Origin of the sequence: Burkholderia sp. MSMB2157WGS (assembly GCF_001532755.1) — a bacterium.
Classification (GTDB): Bacteria; Pseudomonadota; Gammaproteobacteria; order Burkholderiales; family Burkholderiaceae; genus Burkholderia.
Map to the genome: position 1 here is coordinate 22,511 of NZ_LPJG01000037.1, position 12,075 is coordinate 34,585.

The following is a 12,075-nucleotide window of genomic DNA, read 5'->3' on the forward strand; positions in this document are numbered from 1 at the left end:
ACCGATCGACGGCATGCATGCCGGCGCGATTCAGTGCTCGCCCTTCTCGAGCACGTTCTGCGTGAGCGTGACCGACGGAATCGTCGGCTTGAGCAACGCACGGCGCGCGCGATGGCTCAGCCATTTCCAGCCGGCCACGAGCAGCAGCGCGACCAGCGGGATCGATGCAATCGTCCATGTCCCGTTCGGGTAGTCGAACGCCATCAGCACCAGCACGCCGAGCAGGAACAGCAGCGTGAGCCACGACGTCACGGGCGCGCCGGGCATCCTGAACGACACGTCGTCCGCCTCGCCGCGCCGGACCGCGGCGCGGAACCTCATCTGACACACGACGATGAAGCCCCATGTGCTGATGATGCCGAGCGACGCGATGTTCAGCACGATCTCGAACACGCTCGACGGCACGAGATAGTTGAGCAGCACGCCGACCACATAGATCGCGACCGTCACCAGAATGCCCGCGTACGGGACGGATTGCGCGCTCATCCGCGCGAGGAACGCGGGGGCCGAGCCGCCCATCGACAGCGCGCGCAGCACGCGCCCCGTCGAATACAGGCCGGAGTTCAGGCTCGACAGCGCGGCGGTCAGCACCACCAGGTTCATCACCGAGCCGATGCCCGGCACGCCGAGCGCGCCGAAGAACGTGACGAACGGGCTCTGGCCCGCCTTGTACGCGCTCCACGGCAGCAGGCAGACCAGCAGCACGACCGATGCGACGTAGAAGATCGCGATGCGCCAGATCACGTTGTTGATCGCGCGCGGCAGCACCTTGCGCGCGTCCTTGCATTCGCCGGCGGCCGTGCCCACCAGTTCGACGCCGGCGAACGCGAACACTACGCCTTGCACCAGCACCAGCGCCGGCATCAGTCCGTGCGGAAAGAACCCGCCGTTGTCGGTGATCAGATGCATGCCGGTGCCATGGCCGGCCACCGGCATGCCCGTGCCGAGGATCGCCGCGCCGATCACGAGAAACAGCACGATCGCGGCGACCTTGATCAGCGCGAACCAGAACTCCATCTCGGCGAACCACTTCACGCCGATCAGGTTCATCGTCGCGACGATGCAGAGCGCGACGAGCGCGAAGATCCACTGCGGCACGGCCGCGAACGGCGCCCAGTAATGCATGTAGAGCGCGACGGCGGTGATGTCGACGATGCCGGTCATCGCCCAGTTCAGGAAATACATCCAGCCCGCGACGAACGATGCCTTCTCGCCGAGGAATTCGCGCGCGTACGACACGAAGCTGCCGCTGCTGGGGCGATGCATCACGAGCTCGCCAAGCGCGCGCAGGATCAGGAACGAAAACGCGCCGCACACGAGATAGACGATCGCGAGCGACGGGCCGGCGGCCTGCAGCCGGCCGCCGGCGCCGAGAAAGAGCCCGGTGCCGATGGCCCCGCCAATCGCGATCATCTGCACCTGTCGATTGCCGAGGGTCTTGTGATAACCGGCTTCGTGCGATTCGAGCCAGCTGCGTTTGTCGGTTTCGCCGGTTGTCGACGGTTCGGGAATCGATGCCATGACGGTATCCTCGCGCACGGATGGGATTGAATTCATCCCGACCGCGGATCGATCGGGACCACCGGTACCGGAGGAGCAGGGCGCGGAATCGAGCGCACTCATCCGGACTGCGATTCGCCGGGCGCGGCGAAAGGCACGGTACGCCGCGAACGTATTCAGCCGTAATTCCCGTCACAAACGGCATGCAAATTTGGACTAAGCCTGTTCGAATCCGTGCATGGGACCGCGGCGGCGGATGAACCAGCCAGTTAATCTGGTGCGCCGGCGCGCGCTGCGAGGGCACCCGCTGCCGCGGGTGACGGCGCACGCACCGAAATGGGGAATGCGGTTCCGCCGAAATTCCGTCACGGGTCCGAGCAGCAAGCGTTTCATGGCGATGGCCTGGTTTTTGCTGGAGTGGTGTCGGCCGCGCAATCGTTGCGCGCTGCCCGAAGACGACACACCAGACAAGGAAGATTCACCGTGAGACCGACGACCCGACCGTTCCCCCGCCGCACCTGGCTGGCTGCACTGATCGCCGCACCCGTGATGGCGCTGTTCGCCGCCGCGCCGGCCCATGCCGATGCGCTCGACACCATCGCGAAAAACGGCACGCTGCGCGTCGCGGTGCCCGAGGACTATCCGCCGTTCGGCTCGGTCGGCACGGACATGCAGCCGCAGGGCTACGACATCGACATGGCAGGACTCCTCGCCAAGGCGCTCAGCGTCAAGCTGAAACTGGTGCCCGTGAACAGCGCGAACCGGATTCCGTACCTGACGACCAACAAGGTCGACATGGTGATCTCGTCGCTCGGCAAGACGCCGGAGCGCGAGAAGGTCATCGATTTCTCGAGCGCTTACGCACCGTATTTCCAGGGCGTGTTCGGGCCTTCCGACGTGAAGGTGAGCGCGCCCGCCGACCTCACCGGCAAGACGGTCGGCGCCACGCGCGGCGCGCTCGAGGAGATTGCGCTGTCGCAGCTCGCGCCGAACGCGACGATCAAGCGCTTCGAGGACAACAACGCGACGATCCAGGCGTTCCTGTCGGGGCAAGTCCAACTGATCGCGGCCGGCAACATCGTCGCGGCGGCGATTCTCGCGAAGAATCCGCCGCGCCGCCCCGAGGTCAAGTTCGTGATCAAGAATTCGCCGTGCTTCGTCGGCGTCAACAAGAACGAGCCGCGCCTGCTCGCGAAGATCGACGACGCGATCGCGCATGCGAAGCAGGACGGCACACTGGGCGAGATGTCGCGGAAGTGGCTCGGCCAGCCGTTGCCGGTCGGACTGTGACGAAACGCCGTGTCGCCTGACACGTCGCCGCGGCCGGCATGGCCGGCGCGGCGCGTGTCGTTGTCCGAACCCGAATCGACCCACTTCCCATGAGCTACCAGCTTCAATTCGGCGAGCTCGCCGAGTACGCCGGCGTGTTCGCGAGCGGCGCGGCGATCACGCTCGCGCTGACCGCGGTCGCGACCGTGCTCGGCGTGGCGCTCGGCGTGCTCGGTGCCGCCGTGTACAGTGCCGACGCGCGCGCGGCCGTGCGATTGCGCCCGCTGATCGGCGCGTACGTCGAGGCGATTCGCAATACGCCGTTCGTCGTCCAGCTGTTCTTCATCTTCTTCGGCTTGCCGGCGCTCGGCGTGCACATCGACGAATACACGGCCGCGATCCTGGCAATGACGCTCAATCTCGGCGCGTATTCGGTCGAGATCGTGCGCGCGGGCGTGGCCGCCGTGCCGAACGGGCATCTGGAGGCAGCGTCCGCGCTGGCGATGTCGCGCGCGCAGATGCTGCGCCACGTCGTGCTGCCGCAAGCGCTCGCCAAGGTGTTTCCCGCGCTGTCGAGCCAGATCGTGATCACGATGCTCGGTTCGGCGGTCGTGTCGCAGATCTCGGTGGCCGACCTGACCTATGCGGCCGGCTACATCCAGTCGCGCAACTTCCGCGCATTCGAGACGTACTTCGCGATCACGCTCGCGTATCTGGCGATGGCGCTGTTGCTGCGCGCCACGCTCGGCGCGATGGGACGCCGCCTGTTCTCCCGCCGCGTGCGAGGTGCGCGATGATCGATTTCACGTTTGGGCAAATTCTCGCGAACCTGCTGCTGGCCGCGCGCTGGACGATCGTGCTGTCGATCGTGTCGTTCGTGTCCGGCGGCCTCGTCGGCCTCGGGCTGCTCGTGATGCGCGTGTCGGGCTCGACGGTGCTGCGCGGCGTCGCGAAGCTCTATATCGAAGTGTTTCAGGGCACGCCGTTGCTGATGCAACTGTTCATCGTGTTCTTCGGCTTGCCGCTCGTCGGGCTCGACGTTTCGCCGTGGGTTGCGGCCACGGCCGGACTCACGTTCTTCACCAGCGCGTATCTGGCCGAAATCTGGCGCGGCTGTGTCGAGGCGGTGCCGAAAGGGCAGTGGGAGGCGTCGGCGAGCCTGGCGATGAGTTACGTCGAGCAGTTGCGTCACGTGATCCTGCCGCAGGCCGCGCGCATCGCGATCGCGCCGACGGTCGGCTTCGGCGTGCAGGCCGTCAAGGATACGGCGCTGGTGTCGATCATCGGCTTCACCGAGCTGACGAAGGTCGGCATCGCGATCTCGAACGCGACGTTCCGGCCGTTCGTCGTGTACGGCCTCGTCGCGCTGATCTATTTCGCGCTCTGCTATCCGCTTACCCGTTATGCGCGCACGTTGCAAAGGAGATGGCATGCCGCTCGTTGAAACCCGGGGTGTCGAGAAGCATTTCGGCACCCATCATGTGCTCAAGGGCATCGATCTGTCCGTCGAGCGCGGGCAGGTCGTATCGATCATCGGCCGCAGCGGCTCGGGCAAGAGCACGCTGCTGCGCACGCTCAACGGGCTCGAGAGTATCGACGCGGGCACGATTTCTGTCGACGGAGAACGCGTCGATGCACGGCACGCGGACCTGCGTGCGCTGCGGCTGAAGGTCGGCATGGTGTTCCAGCAGTACAACCTGTTTCCCCACCTGAGCGCCGGACAGAACGTGATGCTCGCGCAGTCGGTGGTGAAGAAGGCGCACCGTCAGCAGGCACGTGCGATCGCGGAGCTGATGCTCGAGCGCGTCGGCCTCGGCGACAAGTTCGATGCGTTTCCGGAACACCTGTCGGGCGGCCAGCAGCAACGCGTCGCGATCGCGCGTGCGCTCGCGATGAAGCCGAGCGTGCTGCTGTGCGACGAGATCACGTCCGCGCTCGATCCCGAGCTCGTCGGCGAGGTGCTGGGGGTCATCGAGCAGCTCGCGCGCGAGGACATGACGCTGATCATGGTCACCCACGAGATGAACTTCGCGCGTGCGGTGAGCGACAGGATCGTGTTCATGCACCAGGGGCGCGTGTGGGAGAGCGGGACGCCCGACGAGATCTTCGAGCGGCCGCAGACCGTGGAGTTGACGCGGTTTCTGGGCACCGTCCGGCACACGGCGCCGTTACGCGTCGACTGACGCTGCCGTGCGGCCGGGCCGCGACCGGATGACAAGACCGTAATCGAAGCCTCACCTTCCGGAAAGCGCGCGAATCGCAGAATGGATATCACTCCTCGTCGCATCGATGCGGAGCGGATGTCCGGCCTGATCTGCGGACGCGAACACGCCATTTTCGGAGGTGAACGTCATGAGCAAGCTGATTCGTGCAGTCCTGCTGTCCTGTGCGCTGAGCGCACCGATCGTCGCATTCGCGCAAACCGCCGACCATGCGCTCACGCGCGCCGACGTGCGCGCCGACCTGATTCGTGCGGAGCGCGACGGTACGCTGCCGACGCCGAAATCGGACTATCCGCCGAGCACGGAGACGATTGCGCGCAATCGCGAACTGTATGCGATCGCACATGGCGACCGGCACATGGCAACGGCCGCGACGTCGGCGTCCGTCCCGACCGCGAGCGCGCAATGAAGCGCCGAGCGAAGGGGCTGGCGATCGCCGCGTGGCTGGCGGCAGCCGCGACCCCGGCTTTCGCGCGCGGGCAGCCGCAACTGCCCGCGGACGACGGCGGGCGCGCGAGCGTGCTGCGTGCGCTGAATCCCGAGGGCGATCCGTACCGCGCGGCGGCCGACAGACGGCCGGCGCACCTTCACGCGGTGCCCATCAGCCGCGCGCCGAGCGCGATCCCGCGCGCGGACAGCAGCGCACCGGCCGCACGCTGACGGGCGTCCCAGCCTGCCAGCGCGGCATCGAACGCGGCGCCGCGTGCGACGTCGCGCAATGCTTCGGCGAGACCGACCGCGTCGTCCGCCGCTTTCGCGACGCCCGCCGCCGTGTGCGGGCGCACGATGCGCGCGGCGTCGCCGAGCAGCACCGCGCGCCCGAAAGCCATCCGCTCGACCGCGAGATCGAGAATCGCCTGCGCGAACGGCGCGGGTGTCGCATCGACGAGCGCGGCGAGCGTCGGCGCGAGCATCCGGTCGGCGGCGTCGACGAGTGCCGCGCGGTTGTCGTCGCGCATCGCGCCGGGCGGCAGCGACCCGTCGCGCTGCGTGCCATCGCGCGCAAGGAACAGCGACGGCAGCCGGTCGGACGCCAGACGCCGGTACCACACCCAGTTCACGCGCCGTTTGCCCGGTTCGGTCGCACCATCGGCGCCGGGCACCAGATAGGTGAGGAACAGGTGCCGGTCGCCTTGCTGGAACGTGAAGCGTTCGCGCAGCAGATACAGCACCTGCTCGGGCAGCGTGCGTTCGTCGACGAGCCCGCGCCACGCGACATAGCCCGCATACGTCGGGCGCAGGTCCGGCAGCAACTGCGCGCGCACGGTCGAGCGGCCGCCGTCCGCGCCGATCAGCAGGTCGGCCGTCTCGGCGCGGCCGCTCGCGAAATGCGCGACGATCCGCTCGCCGTCCTGCTCGAACCGCGCGAACGCGTCGCCGGCCTGGATGACCCCGGCCGGCAGCGCGCGCTTGAGCGCCGTGTAGATCACGTTCCACGCGGTCTGCGTCTGCGGCATCGCGACGCGCTGCACGATCCGGTCCTGCGCATCGACGTAGATCCGGTCGACCGAATCGACGCCGGCGTCGCGCGGCAGCGCTACGCCGCCGAACGCGAACGCGCGCTCGATCGGCGGCTGCAGCACGATGCCGCCGCCGCGGCTGTCGAGCGCGTACGGCGACTGCTCGAATACGCGGACGTCCCAGCCGGCCGCGCGCAGCGCGGTCGCCGCGAACAGCCCGCCGACCGATCCGCCGGCGATGACGGCCTTGCGGCCCGATCCGTGTTCCATCCGGTGTTCCTCCGATGACGCCGCGTGCGGCGCGCGTTGCGTCAACCGGCCCAGCCGCGCAGGAAGTCGAGCAGCAGCGCGTTCACGCGCTCGGGCTGTTCCTCGTGCGGCAGATGTCCGCACTGCGCGATCGGCTCGGCGCGCAGGTTCGTCGCCATGCTTTCCCATACGGCCTGCATGTCGAACATCTTGCCGACCGCGTAGAAATCCTCGCCCCAGATCGCCATGGTCGGGCACGCGATCCTGACGTCGGCATCGACGAGGTCCTGCTGCACGTCTTCCGCGTTCGCGCGATAGTCGGCCAGTGCGCCGCGCACGGCCCCCGGGCGCCGGTACGCGCGCACGTAGGTGTCGAACGCGTCGCCCGCGATGGCGTGCGGGTTGTAGCACCAGTCCGCGAAAAAATAGCCGAGCCATTCGGCTTCCTTGCCGGCGATCAGCGCCTCCGGCAGGTCGGGCACCTGATGGAACAGGAAAAACCAGTATGCGCGCGCCGTTTGCGCGGTCATGTTCTGCGCGACGATGCGCGTCGGCACGTTGTCCATCACGACGAGCCGGTCGACGCGTTCGGGGAAGTCCTTCGCGAAACGCGTCGCGACACGTGCGCCGCGATCGTGCCCGACGAGCGCGATGCGCTCGATGCCGAGCGCATCGAGCAGCGCGGCGAGATCGCGCGCCATGTTGCGCTTGTCGTAGCCGGCCGCGGGCTTGTCGGTTTCGCCGTAGCCGCGCAGGTCGGGCGCGATCACGCGATAGTGCCGCGCGAGCGCCGGAATCTGGAAGCGCCACGCGAAGCTGGTTTCGGGGAAGCCGTGCAGCAGCACGACGACGGGCCCGGCGCCGGCGTCGATGACGTGCTGGCGGATGCCGTTCGCCGTAACGGTGTGATGGGTGAGCGCAAGCGTGTCGGTCGTCATGGGGGAATCCCGGTTCTGCGGGCGGTGCGCGATACGGCACGCGTCCGGTGCTGTCCGAGCATAGGGCAGGCGACGCGCGTCGCGGCTGAATCGTTCTGAATCGGCTCGAGCGTGGCGCCGCTGCGTCGCTTGCGGCGCGGGCGCATCGCGGATGCGCCGGACGCGACACGCTTCAGCGCGGCCGGCGTGCCGTTGATGAACGCGTCGATCTGCCGTTCGATTTCCGCGTTGCGCTGTGCTTCGGAGGCCGGCGTCGCGATGTCGTACGCGCGCCCCGGCGCGGACGGCCACGCAGGCGGGCGCCGTGCCGAGCCGCGCGTCGTGCGGCGCTTTCAGGAAAATTCAGTTCGCCGCCATGACTTTCAGGCGGGCGTTCCCTAGTCTTGCTTCAGAACCGCCGCACGGGTCGGGCGCCATCCTGTCGGCCCGGCCGGCGGCGCAACCGGAACGGACCATGCCTCATCTGATCTCGCCGGGAGCCGCCATCGCAGTCGGCTTCCCGTACCACCGCGTGCGCGTGCAATCGCCCGCGGCGCCGCTGATCGCGCTCGCGTGCCGGCTCGGCATCGTCTTCGACGAGCGGGCGACCCCGCCCGCCGCACCGGTCCGCGATGCGGACACCGCCTACACAACCGCGGAAGCCATGACATGCAGCCCGTGCAAGTAACGACAGCGGGCGCGGCGGCCCCCGATCACCTGCGCGGCGAGGATGTGTTCCTCGCATCGATCGCCGGCTATGTCGACACGCTCGGCTTCGTCGCGCTGTTCGGGCTCTTTACCGCGCACGTCACCGGCAACTTCATCCTGATCGGCTCGGGCCTCGCCGGTGTCGGTCAGGGCCTCATGATCAAGTGGCTCGCGTTTCCGGCATTCATCGCGGGGATCGTGGCCGCCCGCCTGCTCGATCACCGGATGCGCGTGCGCGGGCATGGCCCGCGGGCGCGCGCGCTGTACGCACTGCAGACGATCCTGCTGGCCGGATTCATGCTCGCCGGCGTCGCGGCGTCGCCGATCGGCAGCGCTGACGCGCCCGCGACGATCGTCTGCGGGCTGCTCGGTGCGGCGGCAATGGGCGTGCAGAACGCGCACGGCCGGCTGACCGCGCGCACCGTCGTCGCGAACACCGTGATGACCGGCAACGTCACGCAGGCGGTCATCGACGCGTTCGACTGGCTCGTGCCGATCGCCGCGCCGGCCGAACGGGAAGCCGCACGCGCCCGGCTGCGGCGCACGCTGCCGCCGGTGGCCGGATTCGCGCTCGGCGCGGGCGCCGGGGCGAGCGCCTACCTGTACGCGGGGTTCTGGGCACTGGCGCTGCCGCTCGCGGCGCTCGGCTTCCTCACCTGGCGATCCGGTCGGACCGACGAGCCGTCCGTGTCGCGCTGAACGCCGATTCCGCACGCGACGTCGGCTGCGTGCGGAATGGGGGCGGCGAAGCCGCTCCGTTCTTCATTCTTTCGACGCCGATTTCGGGAACGGTTGATGCAGGTCGGCAAACGCTCGACCGCTCGACCGCTCGACCGTTCGCAGAAAGCGCAGCGTCACGCGCGCGCGGTGAACCGGTCGACGAGGTCGTGGTGACCGAGCTGTTCGACCCACCAGCGTAGCGCGCGCCCGGCTTCGTTGGCGCGCCACGCGATATAGCAACGGGTCGTGTCGCGCATGCCGATGACTTCCCGCGCGACGAGCCTGCCTTGCGCGATCGCGGGCGCCGCGATGCAGTCCGGGAGCGTACCCACCGCGAGTCCCTCGCATTGCGCGGCCAGTTTCGCAGCGAGCGTCGGCACCGCGAGATACGGTTGGCCAGGGTCAAGCGCGGCCGACTGCGGCTGAAGTTCGCGGGACGTGTCGGAGATCACCGCGCCGCGATACGCGACGATCGACGCCATCGACAGCGGTTCGGGCAGCGCGGCGAGCGGATGGGTCGGGGCGACCGCGAACACGTGCCGCAGCGTACCGATGGGCTGCGCGACGATGTCCGGCAATTCCGGCGGCTCGCCGGCCGCGCCGACGATCAGATCGGCCCGCCGCGAAATCAGCGCGTCCCAGGTGCCGCCGAGCACTTCGGTGGAGAGTCGCAGCCGCGTATCCATTTCGAGATCGTAGAACGCGTGGACGTATGGCCACAGCATGTCGAAGGGCAGTATCTCGGCGATGCAGACGCGGATCTCGGTTTCCCAACCTTGCTGCGCGCGCTGCGCCTTCCGTTCAAGCTGTTCGGCAGCGTGAAGCAGACGACGGCCTTCCTCGACGACGATGCGGCCCGCGTGCGTGAGCTTCGCACGACGCCCGCTGCGATCGAACAACGCGACGCCGAGATCGCTCTCGAGCTTCCGTACGACGTATGTCAGTGCGGACGGCACGCGGTGCACCAACTCCGCGGCGTCGGCGAACGTACCGGTGCGGTCGATCGCGTCCAGTGCCTCGAGTGCTTCGAAAGACAGCTTCATGGGGAATGTCGCGACGGCAAGGGCATCGGGCGATGTCGCGCCGTCGAGCGACGCTGAATCCAATACGGTTCAAAACGGGTCGTCACCCGACGTGCCGGGACACGCACGCATGCGCGCCAACGGTCAGGGGCGACGCCGCGTTCGCTCGACATCTACACGTCACGTCGGCGCCGATTCGCGGCGCTTCACGGCAGCGTCGGCGTGTGCGCCGGGCAGCGCGCCGAACATGTGCTGGCTGCACTTGGCGTCGCGCCACGCGGTTCGCAGTCGGATGCCGTCGAACATCCGTCGCACCACGGGAAGAATCTGCTCGCCGGCCAGGATGCCGAGCAGGCCGGCCAGGGCGACGGCGGGCGGCGCCGGCGATTGCACGCCGATCAGCGCATAAACGACGCCGGCGAGGATGCCGGCGAGAAGTGAAGCAATGTACGGTTTCATGGGTCTGGAAGGGAATGACGGCCGTTGAAGATACGGATAACTACCGGGCTGGCGTCGATCCGAAAGTCTTGGGCCAGCCTATCAGGTCCGCGCGTTCGTCGTCAGCGCATTCAATGAAATTCAGATCTTTTCAGTCTGAATTCGACGCGTGGCGAAAATCAGAACAATTAACTGGTGCGGCCGCAAGTTCACGTATTGAATGGCGCAGGCCGGCTGCCGACGCTTGCGACTCGGCGCATTGGACGCTTCGCGGATTCGTCGGCCAGGCAAGCCTCATCCTTCTTCGCGTCAAAGGACATCACCATCATGAGCAATCCCAAGCTTGAAGTACTTACTCCGCACAACAGCCAGCTGATCTTCATCGACCAGCAGCCGCAGATGGCGTTCGGCGTGCAGTCGATCGATCGCCAGACGCTGAAGAACAACGTCGTCGGGCTCGCGAAGGCCGCGAAGGTCTTCAACATTCCGACCACGATCACGACGGTCGAAAGCGACAGCTTCTCGGGCCACACCTATCCCGAGCTGCTCGACGTGTTCCCGAACCAGAAGACGCTCGAACGCACGTCGATGAACTCGTGGGACGACCAGAAGGTGCGCGACGCGCTCGCCGCGAACGGCCGCAAGAAGGTGATCGTGTCGGGCCTGTGGACCGAAGTCTGCAATACCACGTTCGCGCTGTGCGCGATGCTGGAAGGCGACTACGAGATCTACATGGTCGCCGACGCTTCGGGCGGCACGACGCAGGCTGCGCACGACTTCGCGATGCAGCGCATGGTGCAGGCCGGCGTGGTGCCGGTCACGTGGCAGCAGGTCCTGCTCGAATGGCAGCGCGACTGGGCGCACCGCGAGACGTACGACGCGGTGATGGCGATCGCGAAGGAGCATTCGGGCGCATACGGGATGGGCGTGGACTACGCGTACACGATGGTCCACAAGGCGCCGCAGCGCACTGCGACGCCGCACGAGTCGATTCCGGCCGTTCCGGCGAAGTAAGCGCGGACGGCCTGCAACGGCGGGTGCCGGTGCGGCGGGTTCGATGCGAACGCGCCGCATGGGCGCCATGGCCGCGGGCGGCGGACGTGAAAGAGACGCGAATGCCGCCCGCGGCATGCCGTTCGGAACGTTGCGCCCGCATTTGAATTTGTCCGGGAGATTTATCGCATGGAACCTTATCTGGTTTCCCTTGGTGCGGGCCTGCTGATCGGTGTGATTTACAGCGCCATCAAGGTTCGCTCTCCCGCACCGCCGCTGATTGCGCTGGTCGGGTTGCTCGGCATGCTGATCGGCGTGCAAGCCTTACCCACCGTGAAACAGCTGTTTGGCTTCTGATCTACAAGAGGTGATGCACATGACCGCAACCGTGACCCAGCCAGATCTGATCCTGCATAACGGACGATTCACGACGCTCGACCGCGCGAACCCCGTCGCCACGGCCGTCGCGATTGCCGCCGGCCGCTTCGTCGCCGTCGGCGGCGACGCGGACGTCATGCCGCTCGCGGGCCGCGCGACGAAGACGATCGATCTCGGCGGCCGCGGCGTGCTGCCCGGC

16 protein-coding genes and 1 pseudogene are annotated in these 12,075 nt (G+C 67.6%); 12 read left to right on the forward strand and 5 right to left on the reverse strand.

Translation table 11 applies throughout. The features are described 5' to 3' along the window. Window positions 1–30 precede the first annotated feature (30 nt). Complete coding sequence (gene ansP / locus WT53_RS25740) at window positions 31–1,521, reverse strand: L-asparagine permease (RefSeq protein ID WP_034209371.1); 1,491 nt, start codon at window positions 1,519–1,521, stop codon at window positions 31–33. Between the two features lie 235 nt (window positions 1,522–1,756). Here ansP and WT53_RS33670 point away from each other — a divergent pair, with 235 nt between their 5' ends. The 7 genes from WT53_RS33670 to WT53_RS25770 all read left to right on the forward strand — a co-directional run bounded on the left by WT53_RS33670 (window position 1,757) and on the right by WT53_RS25770 (window position 5,651). After that, window positions 1,757–1,987, forward strand: a complete 231-nt coding sequence (locus WT53_RS33670) for a hypothetical protein (protein WP_155294512.1) — start codon at window positions 1,757–1,759, stop codon at window positions 1,985–1,987. Beyond that, a complete protein-coding gene (locus tag WT53_RS25745) occupies window positions 1,984–2,790 on the forward strand; it encodes a transporter substrate-binding domain-containing protein (RefSeq protein WP_034209370.1) in 807 nt (268 codons plus the stop codon). Before WT53_RS33670 ends, WT53_RS25745 begins: the two co-directional genes overlap by 4 nt. Window positions 2,791–2,879: 89 nt before the next feature. Beyond that, the gene (locus tag WT53_RS25750; RefSeq protein WP_034209369.1) at window positions 2,880–3,566 is read left to right on the forward strand and encodes an amino acid ABC transporter permease; all 687 of its coding nucleotides are present in this window, start codon (window positions 2,880–2,882) and stop codon (window positions 3,564–3,566) included. Further along, window positions 3,563–4,213, forward strand: a complete 651-nt coding sequence (locus WT53_RS25755; RefSeq protein ID WP_034209368.1) for an amino acid ABC transporter permease — start codon at window positions 3,563–3,565, stop codon at window positions 4,211–4,213. Before WT53_RS25750 ends, WT53_RS25755 begins: the two co-directional genes overlap by 4 nt. Continuing rightward, entirely contained in the window at window positions 4,200–4,952 is a 753-nt protein-coding gene (locus tag WT53_RS25760) for an amino acid ABC transporter ATP-binding protein (RefSeq protein WP_034209367.1), read from the forward strand. Before WT53_RS25755 ends, WT53_RS25760 begins: the two co-directional genes overlap by 14 nt. A gap of 169 nt (window positions 4,953–5,121) precedes the next feature. Beyond that, a complete protein-coding gene (locus WT53_RS25765; protein WP_034209366.1) occupies window positions 5,122–5,400 on the forward strand; it encodes a DUF4148 domain-containing protein in 279 nt (92 codons plus the stop codon). Continuing rightward, entirely contained in the window at window positions 5,397–5,651 is a 255-nt protein-coding gene (locus WT53_RS25770) for a hypothetical protein (RefSeq protein WP_034209365.1), read from the forward strand. The genes WT53_RS25765 and WT53_RS25770 overlap by 4 nt, the downstream gene beginning before the upstream one ends. Here WT53_RS25770 and WT53_RS25775 read toward each other — a convergent pair. Continuing rightward, window positions 5,579–6,721: an FAD binding domain-containing protein gene (locus tag WT53_RS25775; protein ID WP_034209364.1), complete on the reverse strand. Its 1,143-nt coding sequence runs from the start codon at window positions 6,719–6,721 to the stop codon at window positions 5,579–5,581. The two genes, WT53_RS25770 and WT53_RS25775, sit on opposite strands and share 73 nt — an antisense overlap. 41 nt (window positions 6,722–6,762) lie before the next feature. Further along, window positions 6,763–7,638: an alpha/beta fold hydrolase gene (locus WT53_RS25780; protein WP_034209363.1), complete on the reverse strand. Its 876-nt coding sequence runs from the start codon at window positions 7,636–7,638 to the stop codon at window positions 6,763–6,765. Window positions 7,639–8,092: 454 nt separating this feature from the next. Here WT53_RS25780 and WT53_RS25790 point away from each other — a divergent pair, with 454 nt between their 5' ends. Then, the gene (locus tag WT53_RS25790) at window positions 8,093–8,305 is read left to right on the forward strand and encodes a DUF1427 family protein (RefSeq protein ID WP_034209361.1); all 213 of its coding nucleotides are present in this window, start codon (window positions 8,093–8,095) and stop codon (window positions 8,303–8,305) included. Further along, window positions 8,287–9,024 (forward strand): YoaK family protein, encoded by a 738-nt coding sequence (locus tag WT53_RS25795; RefSeq protein ID WP_034209360.1) that lies wholly within the window; start codon window positions 8,287–8,289, stop codon window positions 9,022–9,024. The genes WT53_RS25790 and WT53_RS25795 overlap by 19 nt, the downstream gene beginning before the upstream one ends. Before the next feature lie 155 nt (window positions 9,025–9,179). Here WT53_RS25795 and WT53_RS25800 read toward each other — a convergent pair whose 3' ends face one another. Then, entirely contained in the window at window positions 9,180–10,088 is a 909-nt protein-coding gene (locus WT53_RS25800) for a LysR family transcriptional regulator (RefSeq protein ID WP_034209359.1), read from the reverse strand. A 159-nt stretch (window positions 10,089–10,247) separates the two neighbouring features. Further along, window positions 10,248–10,526: a XapX domain-containing protein gene (locus WT53_RS25805; RefSeq protein ID WP_034209358.1), complete on the reverse strand. Its 279-nt coding sequence runs from the start codon at window positions 10,524–10,526 to the stop codon at window positions 10,248–10,250. Between the two features lie 306 nt (window positions 10,527–10,832). On the opposite strand from WT53_RS25805, the gene WT53_RS25810 reads away from it, so the two are divergent. The 3 genes and pseudogenes from WT53_RS25810 to WT53_RS25820 form a co-directional block, all read left to right on the forward strand. Continuing rightward, the gene (locus tag WT53_RS25810; protein WP_034209357.1) at window positions 10,833–11,519 is read left to right on the forward strand and encodes a hydrolase; all 687 of its coding nucleotides are present in this window, start codon (window positions 10,833–10,835) and stop codon (window positions 11,517–11,519) included. A 168-nt stretch (window positions 11,520–11,687) separates the two neighbouring features. Beyond that, window positions 11,688–11,855, forward strand: a complete 168-nt coding sequence (locus WT53_RS25815) for a DUF1427 family protein (RefSeq protein ID WP_014725963.1) — start codon at window positions 11,688–11,690, stop codon at window positions 11,853–11,855. Window positions 11,856–11,874: 19 nt separating this feature from the next. Next, window positions 11,875–12,075, forward strand: a pseudogene (locus WT53_RS25820) (amidohydrolase); the annotation flags it as partial.

Bases quoted from the DNA above. Each gene is read 5' to 3' on its own strand.
- ansP (WP_034209371.1), bottom strand. From the start codon at position 1,521: ATGGCATCGATTCCCGAACCGTCGACAACCGGCGAAACCGACAAACGC.
- WT53_RS33670 (WP_155294512.1), top strand. From the start codon at position 1,757: ATGAACCAGCCAGTTAATCTGGTGCGCCGGCGCGCGCTGCGAGGGCAC.
- WT53_RS25750 (WP_034209369.1), top strand. From the start codon at position 2,880: ATGAGCTACCAGCTTCAATTCGGCGAGCTCGCCGAGTACGCCGGCGTG.
- WT53_RS25755 (WP_034209368.1), top strand. From the start codon at position 3,563: ATGATCGATTTCACGTTTGGGCAAATTCTCGCGAACCTGCTGCTGGCC.
- WT53_RS25760 (WP_034209367.1), top strand. From the start codon at position 4,200: ATGCCGCTCGTTGAAACCCGGGGTGTCGAGAAGCATTTCGGCACCCAT.
- WT53_RS25765 (WP_034209366.1), top strand. From the start codon at position 5,122: ATGAGCAAGCTGATTCGTGCAGTCCTGCTGTCCTGTGCGCTGAGCGCA.
- WT53_RS25770 (WP_034209365.1), top strand. From the start codon at position 5,397: ATGAAGCGCCGAGCGAAGGGGCTGGCGATCGCCGCGTGGCTGGCGGCA.
- WT53_RS25775 (WP_034209364.1), bottom strand. From the start codon at position 6,721: ATGGAACACGGATCGGGCCGCAAGGCCGTCATCGCCGGCGGATCGGTC.
- WT53_RS25780 (WP_034209363.1), bottom strand. From the start codon at position 7,638: ATGACGACCGACACGCTTGCGCTCACCCATCACACCGTTACGGCGAAC.
- WT53_RS25790 (WP_034209361.1), top strand. From the start codon at position 8,093: ATGCCTCATCTGATCTCGCCGGGAGCCGCCATCGCAGTCGGCTTCCCG.
- WT53_RS25795 (WP_034209360.1), top strand. From the start codon at position 8,287: ATGCAGCCCGTGCAAGTAACGACAGCGGGCGCGGCGGCCCCCGATCAC.
- WT53_RS25800 (WP_034209359.1), bottom strand. From the start codon at position 10,088: ATGAAGCTGTCTTTCGAAGCACTCGAGGCACTGGACGCGATCGACCGC.
- WT53_RS25805 (WP_034209358.1), bottom strand. From the start codon at position 10,526: ATGAAACCGTACATTGCTTCACTTCTCGCCGGCATCCTCGCCGGCGTC.
- WT53_RS25810 (WP_034209357.1), top strand. From the start codon at position 10,833: ATGAGCAATCCCAAGCTTGAAGTACTTACTCCGCACAACAGCCAGCTG.
- WT53_RS25815 (WP_014725963.1), top strand. From the start codon at position 11,688: ATGGAACCTTATCTGGTTTCCCTTGGTGCGGGCCTGCTGATCGGTGTG.